Here is a 15072-nt window from a genome sequence, read left to right on the forward strand (position 1 = left end):
CCCGGCCGCCGGTGACAGGGGGAAAAACCGTGCCCTCGTACGCAGCGCTCAGAGAACTCCTCGAACCGTGCACCACCGTGCTGCTCACCGTGGAGTGCCAGGAGGGCGTCGTCGGAGCGGACAGCGCCCTGCCCGAACTCGCCGCACAGGCACGCGCCGGCGGCGCCCTCGCCAACGTCGCCCGGCTGGTGGCTGCCGCCCACGACGGCGGCGTCCAGGTCGTCCACGCCGTCGCCGAGCGCCGGCCCGACGGCCGCGGCGCCAACCGCAACGCCCGCCTCTTCCGCGCCGCCGCCCGCCTGCCCGTCCAGCAGCTGACCGGCACGCCCGCGGTGCGGGTGGCCGCCCCGATCGAGGTCGCCGATGAGGACCTCGTCGTCCGGCGTCTGCACGGGCTGTCACCCCTGCACGGCACCGGCGTCGATCCGCTGCTGCGCAACCTCGGCTGCCGCACGCTGATCGTCACCGGCGTCTCCGCCAACGTGGCCGTGCCCAACACCGTGTTCGACGCCGTGAACCACGGCTACAGCGTCGTGGTCCCGGCGGACGCCATCGCGGGAGTGCCCGCCGACTACACCCCCGCGATGATCCGCCACACCCTCGCGTTGGTCGCCACGGTCGCGACCACGGACGAGGTACTGGCCTGCCTGGAGCGTGAGCGGGGCGTCAGGCCAGTGTGATGGAGTCGCCCTTCACGCTGATCTGCTTCGCCTCCAGCGGTTCGACCGCCGGGCCCTTCTTCACGCTGCCGTCGAGGACGGAGAACTCACTGCCGTGGCAGGCACAGGAGATGATGTCGTCCTTCAGGTCCACCATCGGGCACTTCTGGTGGGTGCAGATCGTCGAGAAGGCCTTGTAGTCGCCCGCGGCCGGCTGCGAGACCACGACCTTCTCGTCCTTGAAGATCTTGCCGCTGCCCGCGGGGATGTCTGCGGTCTTCGCGAGCGCCGCACCACCGGCTCCCGCCCCGGTGGACGAGCCGCCCCCTTCGTTCGTCGCGCCGCCGCCGGCGGCACCCTGTTCGGTGGACGGGTCGGACGCCTTGTCCTCCGAACCGCACGCCGTCAGCGCCACGGTGAGCCCCGCCGCGCCGACCGCCGCCACGACGGTGCGGCGGCTCGGTCCCGACATCGGCTGAACTGATTCGCTGGTCATGCTGACGTTCCTTCCGGGGGAATTCGTGATCTGCCGAGAGGTACGGCCCTTGCGGACCGGCTGTTCAGACCCTGCCGAAATCCTGACCCGTTCGGGGGAGGACACGGGTAAAGCGCAGCTGTCGGTTCGCTGTCGGGTTCCGGCCCGCCCCCCCCGCGAGGCCGCCGCCACGGTCGCCGGGTACGTCAGTAACCTGGGGCGATGCTCAAGGAAGTGATCGCGACCCGTTTCATCGCGCCCCTGCGCGAGGGCGGTTCGCTGCCGGGCCTGGTCGAGGCCGACGACTCCGGCACCTACGTCCTGAAGTTCACCGGCGCGGGACAGGGACGCAAGACGCTCGTCGCCGAAGTGGTCTGCGGGGAACTCGCCCGGCGTCTCGGGCTGCGGATGCCGCGCCTGGTCACCGTCGAACTCGACCCGGAACTGGGGCTGGGGGAACCGGACGAGCAGGTGCAGAGCCTGCTCCGGTCCAGCGGCGGCACCAACCTCGGCATGGACTTCCTCTCCGGCGCCCTCGGCTTCGACCCGCTCGCGTTCCCGGTGAGCCCCGAGGAAGCCGGCCGCGTGGTCTGGTTCGACGCGCTGATCAACAACGTCGACCGGTCCTGGCGCAACCCGAACATGCTGCGGTGGCGGGGAGAGCTGTGGCTCGTCGACCACGGCGCGACGATGATCTGGCACCACAACTGGCCCGGTGTGGAGGCCTCCGCCGCCCGCCCGTACGACGCCTCCGACCACGCGCTGGTGTCCTTCGCCCCCGATGTCGCCTCCGCGGCCGCCGTGTTGGCGCCCCTGGTCACCGAGGAACTCCTCGCCGACGTCACCGCGCAGATCCCGGACGCCTGGCTCACGGACGAGCCCGGCTTCGCCGAGCCGGACGATCTGCGGCAGGCCTACGCACGCCCGCTGCTGGCACGGGCCGCCGTCATCCACGACCGCATCCAGGGGCTGAAGTGAACGACCGGCACATCATCAAGGGCGGCCCCCGGGACCGCCACGTCTACGAGTACGCCGTCCTGCGCGTCGTCCCTCGCGTCGAACGCGGCGAGTGCATCAACGCCGGGGTCCTGGTCTACTGCCGCGCCGAGTCCTACGTCGGCGCCCGCACCCACCTCGACGAGGCGCGCCTGCTGGCCCTGGACCCCCGGGCCGACGTGGCCGGGGTGCGTGCCGCCCTGGGTGCGGTGGAGGGCCTGTGTGCGGGCGGATCCACGGCCGGCCAGGCGGCGTCCGACGACCCGGGCCGCCGCTTCCGCTGGCTGGTCGCCCCCCGCTCCACGATCGTCCAGCCCGGCCCGGTGCACACCGGTCTGACCACGGACCCGGCGGCGGAGACCGAGCGGTTGCTGGACCTGCTGGTGAGGTGAGGGGCACCGCCCGTCCGGCAGCACCCGTCCGTCAGTTCCGGCGGCGCCGCACCACGTATCCGGCCGCGACAGCCGCACCCGCCGCGAAGGTCAGGCCGATCGCCAGCTCCCAGTCGCTCGGCCCCGAGGCCACCGCGCCGCCGAGTCCGCCCCGTACGCCCCCGGACGGGCTGCTGGAGGGCCGGGACGAGGGGCTGGCCGACGGGCCGGCGGTGACGGAAGCCGACGGCACGGCCGACGCGCTCGCGGACGGGCTGGGCGAATCGGTGGGAGACGAAGTGGGGGAGGCGGTGGCCGAAGTGGTGGGCGAGATGATGCCGCGGTGGGCCAGTGCCTCGCACGCGATGCCGTCGTCCGGGCCCTCGTCCTCGTCGAGTCTGTGGGGATCGCTGCGATCCGCGTCGAAAACGGCCTGCGCGTCCTCCTGGAAGGCGAAATCGCGGCAGTCCAGGTCCTGCCGGGCATGAGCGGGGTCGGCCATGGGCACCATCGCGGCGACCGCGAACAGCGCGCCCAGGGCCCCGGTGCGACGGCGCATGGAGCGCCTCCCTTCCGACCGTGGGTGGCTCGCGCTTCGACGCTAGGCACCGCGGGGTCCGGCGGCGCGCCGTCGTGGGCCGATCGAGTGGTGTCGGGACGCCGCGGGACCGGGCGGACCCGGGTAATGGATCACATGCCGCCCCCGGCCGTTGACACCGCGTGCCAGGGCTTCTAGCGTCACACCCACTGAAGGTACTAAGCGGTCGCTCACCTGAGGAGTAGCAGCCATGTCCACCACTGAGCAGCGGGTTGCCGTCGTGACCGGTGCCGCGCGCGGCATCGGTGCCGCCACCGCCGTACGACTGGCCGCCGAGGGCCGCGCGGTCGCCGTGCTCGACCTCGACGAGGCGGCCTGCAAGGACACCGTCGAGAAGATCACCGCCGCCGGTGGCAAGGCCATCGCCGTCGGCTGCGACGTCTCCGACGAGGCGCAGGTCGAGGCGGCCGTCGCCCGCATCGCCGAGGAGCTCGGCGCCCCGACGATCCTGGTCAACAACGCGGGCGTGCTGCGCGACAACCTGCTGTTCAAGATGAGCGTCTCCGACTGGGACACCGTCATGAACGTGCACCTGCGCGGCGCCTTCCTGATGTCCAAGGCCTGCCAGAAGCACATGGTGGACGCGGGCTTCGGCCGGATCGTCAACCTGTCGTCGTCGTCCGCGCTCGGCAACCGCGGTCAGGTGAACTACTCGGCCGCCAAGGCGGGCCTGCAGGGCTTCACCAAGACCCTCGCCAAGGAACTCGGCAAGTTCGGCGTCACCGCCAACTCCGTCGCCCCCGGCTTCATCGCCACCGAGATGACCAAGACCACCGCCGAGCGCGTCGGCATGGGCTTCGAGGACTTCAAGGCGGCGGCCGCCACCCAGATCCCGGTGGCCCGGGTCGGTGAGCCGGAGGACATCGCCAACGCCATCGCCTTCTTCACCGGCGAGGCGGCCGGATTCGTCTCCGGCCAGGTGCTGTACGTGGCCGGCGGACCGCTCGACTAGAGGACGAAGAACATGACTTCCGTGGAACTCTCCGGCAAGGTCGCCCTCGTCACGGGCGCCAGCCGCGGCATCGGCTACGGCGTCGCCGAGGCCCTGGTCGCGCGTGGCGACCGCGTGTGCATCACCGGCCGCAACGAGGACGCCCTCAAGGAGGCCGTCGAGCAGCTCGGTGCCGACCGCGCGGTCTACGTCGCCGGCAAGGCGCACGACGAGGCCCACCAGGCCGTCGCCGTCGAGCGCACGATGGAGGCCTTCGGCCGCGTCGACTACCTGGTCAACAACGCGGGCACGAACCCCGTGTTCGGGCCGATCGCCGACCTGGACCTGAACGTCGCCCGCAAGGTGTTCGAGACCAATGTCGTCTCGGCGCTCGGCTTCGCCCAGCGGACCTGGCACGCCTGGCAGAAGGACAACGGCGGCGCGATCGTCAACATCGCCTCCGTCGCGGGCCTGTCGCCGTCGCCGTTCATCGGCGCCTACGGCGTCAGCAAGGCCGCGATGATCAACCTGACCGTGCAGCTCGCGCACGAGTTCGCGCCCAAGGTGCGGGTCAACGCGATCGCCCCGGCCGTGGTGAAGACCAAGTTCGCCCAGGCCCTGTACGAGGGCCGGGAGGAGGAGGCCGCGTCGGCCTACCCGCTGGGCCGGCTCGGTGTGCCGTCCGACATCGGGGGCGCGGCCGCGTTCCTCACCTCCGAGCAGTCCGACTGGGTCACCGGCCAGACGCTCGTCGTCGACGGCGGCATCTTCCTCAACGCCGGAACCGGCTGACGAGGACCGCGCACACGGACCGGAACGGGCGCCCGCCGGCACGAGCGGCGCCCGTTCCGGGGGGCAAAAGCTCCGCAAAGTGCGATGACAACGTCGTCAAAGGTTTATTGATCAAGCGGTCATGGACGGGGAGGGCCACAGGGGGCGGCACTGCGGTATGGTCTGCCGACCCTTGGTATGGCAGATCGAGGAGCGTGCGCGTGTTCAACCGGAACCGGTGCCTGCGGCAGGTGGCGGCCATCGCGTCCATATCGTCCCTGCTCGCCGGATGCGGCGTGCTGTCGTCCGACACCCCGGAGGACGAAGGGCCGATTGTCGTGGGCACCACCAGTTCGCCCAGCACGCTCGACCCTGCCGCGTCGTGGGACAGCTCCTGGGAGCTGTTCCGCAACATCTACCAGACGCTGCTGAGCTATCCGACGGGCTCGAGCGCGCCCCAGCCGGACGCCGCCGAGAAGTGCGGCTTCAGCGACTCCTCGAACCAGGTCTACCGCTGTGAGCTGCGCGAGGGCCTGACGTTCTCCAACGGGGACGCGCTCGACGCCCGGGCGGTGAAGTACTCCTTCGACCGGATCCGCAAGATCAACGTCAACGGTGGCCCCGCCGGTCTGCTGGGCAGCCTCGAACGGGTCCAGGCGCCGAACGAACGCGAGGTGGTCTTCCACCTCAACAAGCCCGACTCGACCTTCCCGTTCGTGCTCGCCACCCCCGCCATGTCGATCGTGTCCCCGGACGCCTACCCGGACGACAGCCTGCGCAAGGGCGACGACGTGGTCGGGTCGGGGCCGTACACCCTCGACTCGTACACCGAGGGCAAGGAGGCCGTCCTCGTCCGCAACGACGCCTACAAGGGCTACGCGGAGCGCCGGAACGACGCGGTGACCGTCCGCTACTTCCAGGACTCCGCCCCCATGGTGAAGGCCCTGCGGGACAAGGACATCGACGTGACCTACCGCGGTCTGGCGGCCGGTGACGTGGTCGAACTCCAGGGCAAGTCCTCCAAGGACGAGGAGATCCAGCTCGTCGAGGGCACCGGCACCGACATCAACTACCTGGTGTTCAACCCGAAGGACTCCTGGGCGAACAAGAAGGCCGTGCGCCAGGCCGTGGCGCAGGTCGTCGACCGGGCGGCGATCGCCCACAAGGTCTACAAGGACACCGTCGACCCGCTGTACTCCATGGTCCCCAAGGGGCTCACGGGTCACACCACGGGCTTCTTCGACGACTACGGCGACCCCGACGTCGCCAAGGCCCGCAAGATCCTCACCGAGGCGGGCATCAACCAGCGCGTCCCGCTCACCCTCTGGTACACCAGCGACCGCTACGGCTCCGAGACCGCCGGCGAGTTCAAGGAGCTGAAGCGCCAGCTGGAGGCCTCCGGCCTGTTCGCGATCAGCCTGAAGAGCCGGCCCTGGAAGACGTACGTCGAGGGCTACCAGAAGGGCGAGTACCCGGTCTTCGGGCGTGGCTGGTTCCCCGACTTCCCGGACGCGGAGAACTTCATCGCGCCGTTCGTCGGTGACCAGAACGCCCTCGGCACGCCCTACCCGGCGCCCGAGATCACCGGCGACCTGCTGCCCCGTTCGCGTCGGGAGAGCGACCGCGCGAACGTGGTGAAGGAGTTCGAGGAGGCCCAGCAGATCCTCGTGGACGACGCGCGGCTGCTGCCGCTGTGGCAGGGCCGGCAGTACGTGGCGGCCAGCCGGGACGTCTCGGGCGCGGAGCGGGCCATGGACCCGTCGACGATCATGATGATGTGGGAGCTGCACCGCAAGACCGCCTGGTAGGCGGTCCGGCACCGGGCCTTCCCGGGCGCGTTGTCAGTGGTCGCCTGTAGGTTCTGTGGCCTGGAAGTGACCGCACATCGTGAGGACGTTGACGTGACCGACATCGCCATGCTGCCCGAGTCCTGGCGCGGGGTTCTGGGCGACGAACTGCAGCAGCCCTGGTTCAAGGAGCTGACGGAGTTCGTCGAGGAGGAGCGGGCGAAGGGTCCCGTCTACCCGCCGCGCGAGGAGGTCTTCGCCGCGCTGGAGGCCACGCCGTACGAGGGGGTCAAGGTCCTGATCCTCGGTCAGGACCCGTACCACGGCGAGGGACAGGGGCACGGGTTGTGCTTCTCGGTCCGGCCGGGGGTACGGGTGCCGCCGTCCCTGCGCAACATCTACAAGGAGATGCACCAGGAGCTGGGCACACCGATCCCGGACAACGGCTACCTGATGCCGTGGGCCGAGCAGGGCGTGCTGCTGCTCAACGCGGTCCTCACGGTCCGCGGCGGCGAGGCAAACTCGCACAAGGGCCGGGGCTGGGAGAAGTTCACCGACGCGGTGATCCGGGCCGTGGCCGAGCGGCCCGACCCGGCGGTCTTCGTGCTGTGGGGCAACTACGCGCAGAAGAAGCTCCCGCTGATCGACGAGTCCCGGCACGTCGTGGTCAAGGGTGCGCATCCCTCGCCGCTGTCGGCGAAGAAGTTCTTCGGCTCGCGCCCCTTCACGCAGATCAACGAGGCTGTGGCGGCGCAGGGCCACACACCGATCGACTGGACGATCCCGAACCTGGGCTGAGGCCTGTCGGCCGCGGGCCGTGCGGGGGCGGGCTCGGTGGTGTCCGGGGGGGGCGAGCCGAGCCGTGACCGGTCCGGTGTCCGGTGGCCGGTCGCGTGGGCCGTGCCGTGACCGGTCCGTTGGTGCGGTGTGCGGTGGCGGGAGCCGAGCCGTGACCGGTCTGGTGGTGTGCGGTGGCGGGAGCCGAGCCGTGACCGGTCTGGTGGTGTGCGGTGGCGGGAGCCGAGCCGTGACCGGTCCGGTGGCCGGTGGCGTGGGCCGTGCCATGACGGGCCCGGTGGTGATCGGAGCCGCCTGAGCCGGATCGTCCCCGCCTGCGGTTAGCGTCGGCGGGAACAGCCGGCGAGTGCGCGGAGGGCGTCGTGGCGGAGCGACAGGAGCAGGCGGCGCCCGACGCCGTGCTGACCCGGATCGGGCAGGTGGTCATGCTGCACCACGCGGGGGACCGGGAGGAGGCCCGGACCCGGCTCCTCGGCCTGTGGGCGGAGATCGGCGAGCACGGCGACGTGCTGCACCGCTGCACCCTCGCCCACTACCTCGCCGACACCCAGGACGACCCGGCGGACGAACTGGCCTGGGACCTGCGGGCGCTGACCGCCGCCGAGGAGGCCAGGCAGGAGGCCCGCGCGGTCACCGCGGTGGCCGCGCTCTACCCTTCCCTGCACCTGAACCTGGCCGACGACTACGTCCGGCTCGGTCGGGACGACGCCGCCCGCGCGCACTTGCGGTGGGCGCGGGAAACGGCTTTCGCCCTCGCCGACGACGGTTACGGCACGGGCGTGTGGGCGGCCATCGCACGGCTGGAGTCCCGGCTGGGGGAGGGCGGCTCGGGGACGTGGACGCCGCCGCCCCGGCAGCGGCCCTGACGCGGCAGGTCAACGCCCGTACGTGTCGCGGCAGGCCGTCGCCTCCGGGCTGTCCGCCCGCCATCCCCCGTAGCGCATGCCCAGCGCGCACACGTCCGCGTGGCTCTTCGGGACGCGCTTCGCGACGTCCTTGCGCATCGACTCCGACCAGTCGGGGACGACGGCGTGCGACCGCTGAGGGCCGCGCGGTGCGGGCTCGGCGCGTTCCGGACGCGCCGGGCGCGGACGGACCTCGTGGTGTCCGGGCTGCTGCGCCACGTGCTGCCGCGGGACCGCCGGAGCAGCGGCCGGGCGGGTCGCCGGCGTGGCCGGCTCCGGCCGGCGGGGCTCCTCTTCGATGCGCAGCAGGGCCTCCCGGGCCGGTGCCTGCACGACGGGGGTCTGCGCCGCACCATCCGGTTCCGGCGCCGACGGCCGGGAGGGCGCCGACGCGGGCCCCGGTGCGGGGGGTTGCGCGACCGTCGTACAGCCGGAGAGGGCCGAGACCGCCACGGTCACCAGGAGCGTCGCTGTGGTCGTCGTTCGATGCACCCGCGCAACTCTGGTGCGTCGGGCCCTCGGTGGGGCGGCGGACAGGCGGGAGTTGCCCCGCACGGGTGATCTCCCGCCCCGTACGGATGGCTCTCGTGTGACGGGGGTGACGTGCGGTGATGCGTGGCGGCGGTGAGGCGTGCGACGGCGGTGTCTCGCGTATCGCTTGATGCGTGCGACGACGGTGCTGTCCCTCGCGGCCGTGGGTCAGTCGCCGGTCGTGCCGTCGATGCGCTCGCGGATCAGGTCGGCGTGGCCGTTGTGCCGCGCGTACTCCTCGATCATGTGGGTGTAGAGCCACCGCAGGTTGAACCGCTCACCGGTGCGCCGGTGCCGGCCCTCGGTGATGTCGTCGAGGCCGAAGCGGGCCGCGTTGCGCCGGGCCGCCTCGATCTCGGCCTGCCAGGTGGCGTACGCCTCCTCCCACGTGTCGGACTCGGAGAGATGGAACTCGCCGTCCGGGTCCTCCTCGGTGTAGTAGATCGGGCCGGCGTCCTCGGCCGTGAGCACCTTGCGGAACCAGCCCCGTTCGACCTCCGCCATGTGCCGCACCAGTCCCATCAGGCTCAGCCCGGACGGTTCCACCGCGGCGGTGCGGAGCTGGGCGTCGGTCAGGCCCTCGCACTTCCAGGCAAGGGTCTGGCGGTGGTAGTCCAGCCAGCCCTCCAGCATCGTGCGCTCGTCGGCGGTGGTGGCGGGTTCTCGGCGTTCGTTCGTCATGGACGCATCCTTTCCGAGCCGCCCGGGCCGCACCACAAGATTTTCAGCCCCCGAGCATCCCCTCCAGCAGTTCCCGCAGGCCGGCCCGCACCTCCTCCAGGCTCGGCACCTGGGTACCGAACGACCCGGCCACGCAGCTGAACATCAGCCCGTCCGCCCAGGCGATCAGCGACAGGGTGTGCCGGGCCGGGTCCGTCGAGCCCATGCCGGTGACCAGGGCGGTCAGCTGGTCCCGGAAGCGGGCGCCGGTGGCGTCGAAGAAGGTCCGCAGCTCGGGGCGGCGCGTCGCCTCCAGGGCCAGTTCGTAGCGGGCGAGGGTGAGCGCGCGGTTGTGCGTCAGCGCCCGGTGAGCCGCAAGCGCCAGCGCGTCGACCAGCGAGCCGGTGCCGGCCGCCGGGTCCGGCATCTCGTGCAGGGCCAGCACCCGCGCCTCACGGTCGGCCAGGCGCCGCACCGCCAGTTCCAGCAGGGCCTGCCGGGTCCGCGCGAGGTTGGAGGTGGAGCCCTGGGGGAGCCCGGCCGCCTCGTCGACCGCCCGGTGTGTGAGGCCGCGCATCCCGCGCTCGGCGAGCAGGGCGAGGGCGGTGTCGGCGACGAGGTCGGCGCGGGCGGGGCCGGTGGTGCGAACGGACATGGGGCTCACGCTACCCGCCTGACTACACCTGTAGTAACGTCGACGGCGTCACTACAGGTGTAGTCACCCTTGAGGAGGAGCCATGGCACAGCCCGGGCACGCCGTCGTGATCGGCGGCGGGATAGCGGGCCTCACGGCCGCGGTCGCCCTGCACCGGCGGGGTCTGCGGGTCACCGTGCTGGAGCGGGCCCGCTCGCTGGAGCCGGTCGGGGCCGCGATCTCCCTCGCGCCCAACTCCCTGCGCGCGCTGGACGTCATCGGCCTCGGCGACGAGATCCGCGACCTCGCCGCCTGGTCGGGGGACGGGGGCTTGCGCGCCCCGGGCGGGCGGTGGTTCTCCCGCTCCTCCGCCGAGGCCGCCGCCCAGCGCTTCGGCGGCCCGCTCGTCCTGCTGCCCCGCGTCACCCTGATCGAGCGTCTCGCCGCCCTCCTCCCGTCGGACGCCGTCCGCACGGACGCCGCCGCGGTTCTCGCCGACAGCGGAGGACCCGGCCGGGCGGCCCGCGTCACGACCTCGGACGGCGAACTCGAAGCGGATCTGGTGGTCGGCGCGGACGGAGTCCGGTCCACCGTGCGCGGAGCGCTCTTCCCCGGCCACCCGGGGCCCGTCTACTCCGGTTTCACCACCTGGCGGGTCATGATCCCCGTCCCCGGCGCCCGCTTCGCCTCGCACGAGACCTGGGGCCCGGGCCGCCTCTGGGGCACCCACCCGCTGAAGGACGGACGCGTCTACGCCTACGGCGCCGCCCTGACCCCCGCCGGAGGCCGGGCGCCCGACGACGAGAAGTCCGAGCTGCTGCGCCGCTTCGGCGACTGGCACGACCCGATCCCCGCCGTGCTCGCCGCCGCCCGGCCCGAAGACGTCCTGCGGCACGACGTCCACCACATCGCCGAACCTCTGCCCGCCTACCACCGGGGCCGGGCCGCCCTGCTCGGAGACGCCGCGCACGCCATGCCCCCGAGCCTCGGCCAGGGCGGCAACCAGGCGATCGAGGACGCCGTCGTGCTCGCCCACCACTGCGACGACCTCGCCGCCTACACCGCCGCGCGGCTGCCGCGTACGACCGCGATCGCACGCCAGGCCGTGCGGGCGGCCCGGCTCAGCCTCATGAGCAGCAGGGTCGGCATCGCCGTGCGCGACACGGCCGTCGCCGCGCTGTCGAAGGCCGGACCCGCCCTCTTCCTGCGCAGCTTCGACGGCATCGCCGACTGGGCGCCCCCGCAGCGGCCGTATGCTTCCGGGCAGACCCCGGCAGGCAACCATTAGAGGAGATCACCCCGTGAAGGTCGGCTGCATCGGACTCGGCGACATCGCGCAGAAGGCCTACCTCCCGGTCCTCGCCTCCCAGCCCGGTGTCGAACTGCACCTGCAGACCCGTACGCCCGCCACGCTCGACCGGGTCGCGGAGGGCCTGCACATCCCGCAAGAGCGGCGGCACACCACCCTCGACTCCCTGCTCGCGGCGGGCCTCGACGCGGCCTTCGTGCACGCGCCCACGCTCGTGCACCCGGAGATCGTGACGCGGCTGCTGGAGGCCGGCGTACCGGCCTACGTCGACAAGCCGCTCGCCTACGAACTCGACGACTCCGCGCGGCTGGTGGCACTCGCGGAGGAGCGGGACGTGAGCCTCGCCGTCGGCTTCAACCGGCGCTTCGCCCCCGGCTACACGCAGTGCGCGGACCATCCGCGCGAGCTGATCCTGATGCAGAAGAACCGCATCGGGCTGCCGGAGGAACCCCGCTCGATGATCCTCGACGACTTCATCCACGTCGTCGACACCCTGCGGTTCCTGGTGCCCGGCGAGGTGGACGACGTGACGGTGCGCGCCCGGGTCCGGGACGGGCTGCTGCACCATCTGGTGCTCCAGCTCGCCGGGGACGGCTTCACCGCGCTCGGCGTGATGAACCGGCTCAGCGGTTCCGCCGAGGAGATCCTCGAGGTGTCCGGGCAGGACACCAAGCGGCAGGTGGTCAACCTCGCCGAGGTCGTCGACCACAAGGGGCAGCCGACCGTGCGGCGGCGCGGCGACTGGGTGCCGGTGGCCCGGCAGCGCGGGATCGAGCAGGCGGTGCTCGCCTTCCTCGACGCGGTCCGGGCGGGCAAGGTGCTCAGCGCCCGGGACGCGCTGGAGACCCATGACCTGTGCGAGCGGGTGGTACGCGCGGTTCAGGAGCAGACCGCCTGATCCGCACGGTCCGCGCGCCCTCGCCGACGGCCCACAGGGCGAGGATCACCATCGCCGCGTGCACCGTCCAGTCGCCGTGGCGGACGTAGAACGTGGTGCCGTGGGCGAGGGGGACGTCGTGGACCCAAGCGGCGGAGGCGCCCGTGCCGAGCCATGATCCGACGCGCTGGCCGTCCGGGCCGTAGACGGCGGAGACGCCCGTCAGGGTCGCGTGCACTATGGGGCGGCCGGTCTCGGCGGCCCGCAGCGCGGCCAGCGACGCGTGCTGCTCGGGTGCCCAGCTGTGCTGGAACGTGGACGTCGACGACTGGCCGATCAGCACGTCGACGCCCTCCCGGGTGAGGTGGCGCGTCATGTCCGGGAAGGCGGTCTCGAAGCACACCAGCGGGCCGACGCGCAGCTCCTCCCCGACGTTCATCACGATCGGCTGCGAGCCGCGCCGGCGGTCCTCGCCCGCGGCCTTGCCCACCGAGGTGGCCCAGCCGAGCAGGGAGCGCGCCGGGATGTACTCGCCGAACGGCACGAGCCGCATCTTGTCGTAGCGCTCGCCGGTCAGGCCGTCGGGCCCGACCAGGACCGAACTCTTGTAGATGCCGGACTTGTCGGAGCGCCGGGCGTCCACGTTGACCAGGATGTCCGCGCCCGTCGCGCGGGAGAGGTCCGCGAGCCGCCGGGCGAGGCCGGGCCGGTCCCCGAGGTCGAAGCCGACACTGCTCTCGCCCCAGACGATCAGGTCGACGTCCTGGCCGGCGAGGCGGCGGGTGAGCTGCTCCTCGCGGTCGAACCGGCTGTCGGGGCCGACGATGACACCCGGCTGCACGACCGCGATCCTGACCCGGCCGTCGACGGCGGGGCGGGGCGAGAACGCCCACGCGGCGGAGGTGGCCGCGGCCGTGGCGACCAGACCGGCCACGGCGGGCACCCGCGCCCTGCGCAGCGCGACCAGGACGGCGACCGCCACGTTGACGGCCACGAGCAGGTAACTGAGCAGCCACACCCCGCCGATCGAGGCGAGCCGCAGCGCGGGTTCGGCCTGCCACTGGCTGCTGCCGAGCATGCCCCAGGGGCCGCCCAGCCCCTGCCAGGAGCGGATCAGCTCGACGGCCAGCCAGCCCGACGGCAGCACCAGCAGCGCCACGGACACGTCACGTCGCGAGGGCAGTCCGCCCAGCAGACGGCGCACCAGCCAGCCCCACGGGGCCCACAGGGCGCCGAGGAGGGCGGCGATGACGAACGTGAACACGTTCAGGCTCGGCAGCAGCCAGTGGTGCATGGCCAGCATGAAGCCGAAGCCACCGCACCAGCCGTCGTAGGCGGCCCGCTTCCCGGTCGGCGCGGTGCGCAGCAGCAGGAGCCAGGGGACCAGGGCGACGTAGGCGCACCACCACAGCGACGGCGCGGGGAACGCCAGGACGGGAAGGGCACCCGCGACCGCCGCGGCGGCCGAGCGGCGCCACGGGGAGGCGAGCCAGTGGCCGAGCGTCTTCATAGGCGCCTCCTACCCCGCGGGTGCCTCCAGTGTGCGCCCCGTGGACGATCTAGGACACCGGGCGCCGGGTCAGTTGACCACACGTGCCGTCCGCGGCTCGGGAAGGCGCCGCCACTTCTCCCGGACGACCACTCCGCTCAGCCGCCAGCCGGCGTCCGTGCGCAGCACCGCGAAGGCGTACCGGCCGCCGCACACGAAGTCGGGAGCGGGTCCGGCGGCGGCCATGGGGTTGACGTAGTCGGCCTGGACCTCGGCGGTGTCGCCGGTGTCCTGCTCCCAGATCCCGAAGCGCACCCGGCGGTTGACGATCAGGTGCTGCCGCATCGGGAACAGCCGCAGGCTCTCCGCCAGCCAGGCGGCGACCGCCCGGGCCTCTCCCTCGATGCCGCCGGCCGAGCGGTAGTCCGCCCGCCCCCGGGGAGCGAACAGCTCCCGGTACGCCTCCCAGTCACCGTCGTCCACCGCCACCGCGTAGTCGGTGATCAGTCCGTCGACGGCCAGCCGGTCTCTCACGGTGGCGAGTTCCACGCGCTGCGTCATCGGCTCAGTGTTGGCCATGGCGGGGGCCGGGCCAAGAGCCGTGCGTGAGAGATATTCGGTGGCCGTCGACGGGCCCGGGGGCACAGCCTGTCCCTCGTGAACGACCGAAACGAACCGAAGTTCGAGGTGAGGGCCCGCCACACGGAGTCCACGATCACCGTCTACCAGGCCTACCGCCCGGAGATCGGCGGCCCCGCCGCCCGCCACGGCCGCTTCCCGGCCTCCTGGAAGCGGGAACGCATGACGTGGATCAAGCCCTCGTTCCTGTGGATGATGTACCGCTGCGGCTGGGGCACCAAGGAGGGCCAGGAGACGGTCCTCGCGATCGAGATCGACCGCGAAGGCTTCCTCTGGGCGCTGCGCCACGCCTGCCTGTCCCACCACGTCCCCGCCCTGCACGGCGACCAGACTTCCTGGAAGCGGCGGTTGAGGCAGGCGCCCGCGCGGGTGCAGTGGGATCCGGAACGGGATCTGCGCCTCAACCCGCTGCGCCACCGGTCGCTCCAGCTGGGCCTCGCGGGGGAGGCGGCCGCGCGGTACGCGGACGAGTGGATCGTCGGGATCGAGGACGTCACACCGCTCGCCACGGAGATCCACGGGCTGGTGCGGGCGGGCCAACTGGATTCGGCCGCCGGGCTGTTGCCGGAGGAGCGGCCCTTTGCCGTCGACGACGAGGTGCTGGCGCGGCTGCGCGCCCAGGGGGTGCGGTGACGGGTCGGA

Annotated in this window: 18 protein-coding genes; 11 read left to right on the forward strand and 7 right to left on the reverse strand. The window is 72.4% G+C overall.

Annotated elements, in window-relative coordinates; translation table 11 throughout:
* Positions 1–29 precede the first annotated feature (29 nt).
* Positions 30–680, forward strand: coding sequence for a cysteine hydrolase (locus AB0937_RS16015; protein WP_366712244.1), 651 nt, complete (start codon positions 30–32; stop codon positions 678–680).
* Here the strand turns inward: AB0937_RS16015 and AB0937_RS16020 are convergent.
* Positions 667–1155: a Rieske (2Fe-2S) protein gene (locus AB0937_RS16020; protein ID WP_366712245.1), complete on the reverse strand. Its 489-nt coding sequence runs from the start codon at positions 1153–1155 to the stop codon at positions 667–669. The two genes, AB0937_RS16015 and AB0937_RS16020, sit on opposite strands and share 14 nt — an antisense overlap.
* 201 nt (positions 1156–1356) lie before the next feature.
* On the opposite strand from AB0937_RS16020, the gene AB0937_RS16025 reads away from it, so the two are divergent.
* Both AB0937_RS16025 and AB0937_RS16030 read left to right on the forward strand, forming a co-directional pair.
* The gene (locus AB0937_RS16025; protein ID WP_366712246.1) at positions 1357–2112 is read left to right on the forward strand and encodes a HipA family kinase; all 756 of its coding nucleotides are present in this window, start codon (positions 1357–1359) and stop codon (positions 2110–2112) included.
* Positions 2109–2522, forward strand: a complete 414-nt coding sequence (locus AB0937_RS16030) for a DUF3037 domain-containing protein (protein ID WP_366712248.1) — start codon at positions 2109–2111, stop codon at positions 2520–2522. The genes AB0937_RS16025 and AB0937_RS16030 overlap by 4 nt, the downstream gene beginning before the upstream one ends.
* Positions 2523–2553: 31 nt before the next feature.
* Here AB0937_RS16030 and AB0937_RS16035 read toward each other — a convergent pair whose 3' ends face one another.
* On the reverse strand, positions 2554–3060 hold the full coding sequence (locus tag AB0937_RS16035; RefSeq protein ID WP_366712250.1) for an excalibur calcium-binding protein: 507 nt from the start codon (positions 3058–3060) through the stop codon (positions 2554–2556).
* A 229-nt stretch (positions 3061–3289) separates the two neighbouring features.
* On the opposite strand from AB0937_RS16035, the gene fabG reads away from it, so the two are divergent.
* The 5 genes from fabG (at position 3290) to AB0937_RS16060 (ending at position 8252) form a co-directional block, all read left to right on the forward strand.
* On the forward strand, positions 3290–4051 hold the full coding sequence (gene fabG, locus AB0937_RS16040) for a 3-oxoacyl-ACP reductase FabG (RefSeq protein ID WP_234848719.1): 762 nt from the start codon (positions 3290–3292) through the stop codon (positions 4049–4051).
* Between the two features lie 12 nt (positions 4052–4063).
* Positions 4064–4822, forward strand: a complete 759-nt coding sequence (locus AB0937_RS16045; protein WP_366712252.1) for an SDR family oxidoreductase — start codon at positions 4064–4066, stop codon at positions 4820–4822.
* Between the two features lie 200 nt (positions 4823–5022).
* Positions 5023–6609, forward strand: a complete 1587-nt coding sequence (locus AB0937_RS16050) for an ABC transporter substrate-binding protein (RefSeq protein ID WP_366712253.1) — start codon at positions 5023–5025, stop codon at positions 6607–6609.
* 93 nt (positions 6610–6702) lie between these two features.
* Positions 6703–7386 (forward strand): uracil-DNA glycosylase, encoded by a 684-nt coding sequence (locus tag AB0937_RS16055; protein WP_366712255.1) that lies wholly within the window; start codon positions 6703–6705, stop codon positions 7384–7386.
* 362 nt (positions 7387–7748) lie between these two features.
* The gene (locus AB0937_RS16060) at positions 7749–8252 is read left to right on the forward strand and encodes a hypothetical protein (RefSeq protein WP_366712256.1); all 504 of its coding nucleotides are present in this window, start codon (positions 7749–7751) and stop codon (positions 8250–8252) included.
* 9 nt (positions 8253–8261) lie between these two features.
* On the opposite strand, the gene AB0937_RS16065 is transcribed toward AB0937_RS16060, so the two are convergent.
* The 3 genes from AB0937_RS16065 to AB0937_RS16075 all read right to left on the reverse strand — a co-directional run bounded on the left by AB0937_RS16065 (position 8262) and on the right by AB0937_RS16075 (position 10137).
* Positions 8262–8783 (reverse strand): hypothetical protein, encoded by a 522-nt coding sequence (locus AB0937_RS16065; RefSeq protein ID WP_366712257.1) that lies wholly within the window; start codon positions 8781–8783, stop codon positions 8262–8264.
* A gap of 207 nt (positions 8784–8990) precedes the next feature.
* Complete coding sequence (locus AB0937_RS16070) at positions 8991–9503, reverse strand: DinB family protein (RefSeq protein WP_366712259.1); 513 nt, start codon at positions 9501–9503, stop codon at positions 8991–8993.
* Between the two features lie 43 nt (positions 9504–9546).
* A complete protein-coding gene (locus tag AB0937_RS16075) occupies positions 9547–10137 on the reverse strand; it encodes a TetR/AcrR family transcriptional regulator (RefSeq protein WP_366712260.1) in 591 nt (196 codons plus the stop codon).
* 82 nt (positions 10138–10219) lie between these two features.
* Between AB0937_RS16075 and AB0937_RS16080 the strand changes: the two genes are divergently transcribed.
* Together AB0937_RS16080 and AB0937_RS16085 are read left to right on the forward strand one after the other, a co-directional pair.
* A complete protein-coding gene (locus AB0937_RS16080; RefSeq protein ID WP_366712261.1) occupies positions 10220–11404 on the forward strand; it encodes an FAD-dependent oxidoreductase in 1185 nt (394 codons plus the stop codon).
* A gap of 13 nt (positions 11405–11417) precedes the next feature.
* Positions 11418–12323: a Gfo/Idh/MocA family oxidoreductase gene (locus AB0937_RS16085; protein ID WP_366712262.1), complete on the forward strand. Its 906-nt coding sequence runs from the start codon at positions 11418–11420 to the stop codon at positions 12321–12323.
* On the opposite strand, the gene lnt is transcribed toward AB0937_RS16085, so the two are convergent.
* Both lnt and AB0937_RS16095 read right to left on the reverse strand, forming a co-directional pair.
* Complete coding sequence (lnt, locus tag AB0937_RS16090; protein WP_366712263.1) at positions 12247–13812, reverse strand: apolipoprotein N-acyltransferase; 1566 nt, start codon at positions 13810–13812, stop codon at positions 12247–12249. The two genes, AB0937_RS16085 and lnt, sit on opposite strands and share 77 nt — an antisense overlap.
* 69 nt (positions 13813–13881) lie before the next feature.
* Positions 13882–14352 carry a nuclear transport factor 2 family protein gene (locus tag AB0937_RS16095; RefSeq protein WP_366712264.1) on the reverse strand — a complete coding sequence of 157 codons (471 nt, stop codon included), beginning with the start codon at positions 14350–14352 and terminating at the stop codon, positions 13882–13884.
* 96 nt (positions 14353–14448) lie between these two features.
* Here AB0937_RS16095 and AB0937_RS16100 point away from each other — a divergent pair, with 96 nt between their 5' ends.
* Entirely contained in the window at positions 14449–15063 is a 615-nt protein-coding gene (locus tag AB0937_RS16100; RefSeq protein ID WP_366712265.1) for a DUF4291 domain-containing protein, read from the forward strand.
* The last annotated feature ends 9 nt before the right edge of the window (positions 15064–15072 follow it).

The organism is Streptomyces sp. NPDC047880 (genome assembly GCF_040706515.1).
Classification (GTDB): domain Bacteria; phylum Actinomycetota; class Actinomycetes; order Streptomycetales; family Streptomycetaceae; genus Streptomyces.

What these genes read in the sequence shown, in the direction of transcription:
- AB0937_RS16020 (WP_366712245.1), bottom strand. Translation starts at nt 1,155, where the DNA reads ATGACCAGCGAATCAGTTCAGCCGATGTCGGGACCGAGCCGCCGCACC.
- AB0937_RS16025 (WP_366712246.1), top strand. Translation starts at nt 1,357, where the DNA reads ATGCTCAAGGAAGTGATCGCGACCCGTTTCATCGCGCCCCTGCGCGAG.
- AB0937_RS16035 (WP_366712250.1), bottom strand. Translation starts at nt 3,060, where the DNA reads ATGCGCCGTCGCACCGGGGCCCTGGGCGCGCTGTTCGCGGTCGCCGCG.
- fabG (WP_234848719.1), top strand. Translation starts at nt 3,290, where the DNA reads ATGTCCACCACTGAGCAGCGGGTTGCCGTCGTGACCGGTGCCGCGCGC.
- AB0937_RS16045 (WP_366712252.1), top strand. Translation starts at nt 4,064, where the DNA reads ATGACTTCCGTGGAACTCTCCGGCAAGGTCGCCCTCGTCACGGGCGCC.
- AB0937_RS16070 (WP_366712259.1), bottom strand. Translation starts at nt 9,503, where the DNA reads ATGACGAACGAACGCCGAGAACCCGCCACCACCGCCGACGAGCGCACG.
- AB0937_RS16075 (WP_366712260.1), bottom strand. Translation starts at nt 10,137, where the DNA reads ATGTCCGTTCGCACCACCGGCCCCGCCCGCGCCGACCTCGTCGCCGAC.
- AB0937_RS16080 (WP_366712261.1), top strand. Translation starts at nt 10,220, where the DNA reads ATGGCACAGCCCGGGCACGCCGTCGTGATCGGCGGCGGGATAGCGGGC.
- lnt (WP_366712263.1), bottom strand. Translation starts at nt 13,812, where the DNA reads ATGAAGACGCTCGGCCACTGGCTCGCCTCCCCGTGGCGCCGCTCGGCC.
- AB0937_RS16095 (WP_366712264.1), bottom strand. Translation starts at nt 14,352, where the DNA reads ATGACGCAGCGCGTGGAACTCGCCACCGTGAGAGACCGGCTGGCCGTC.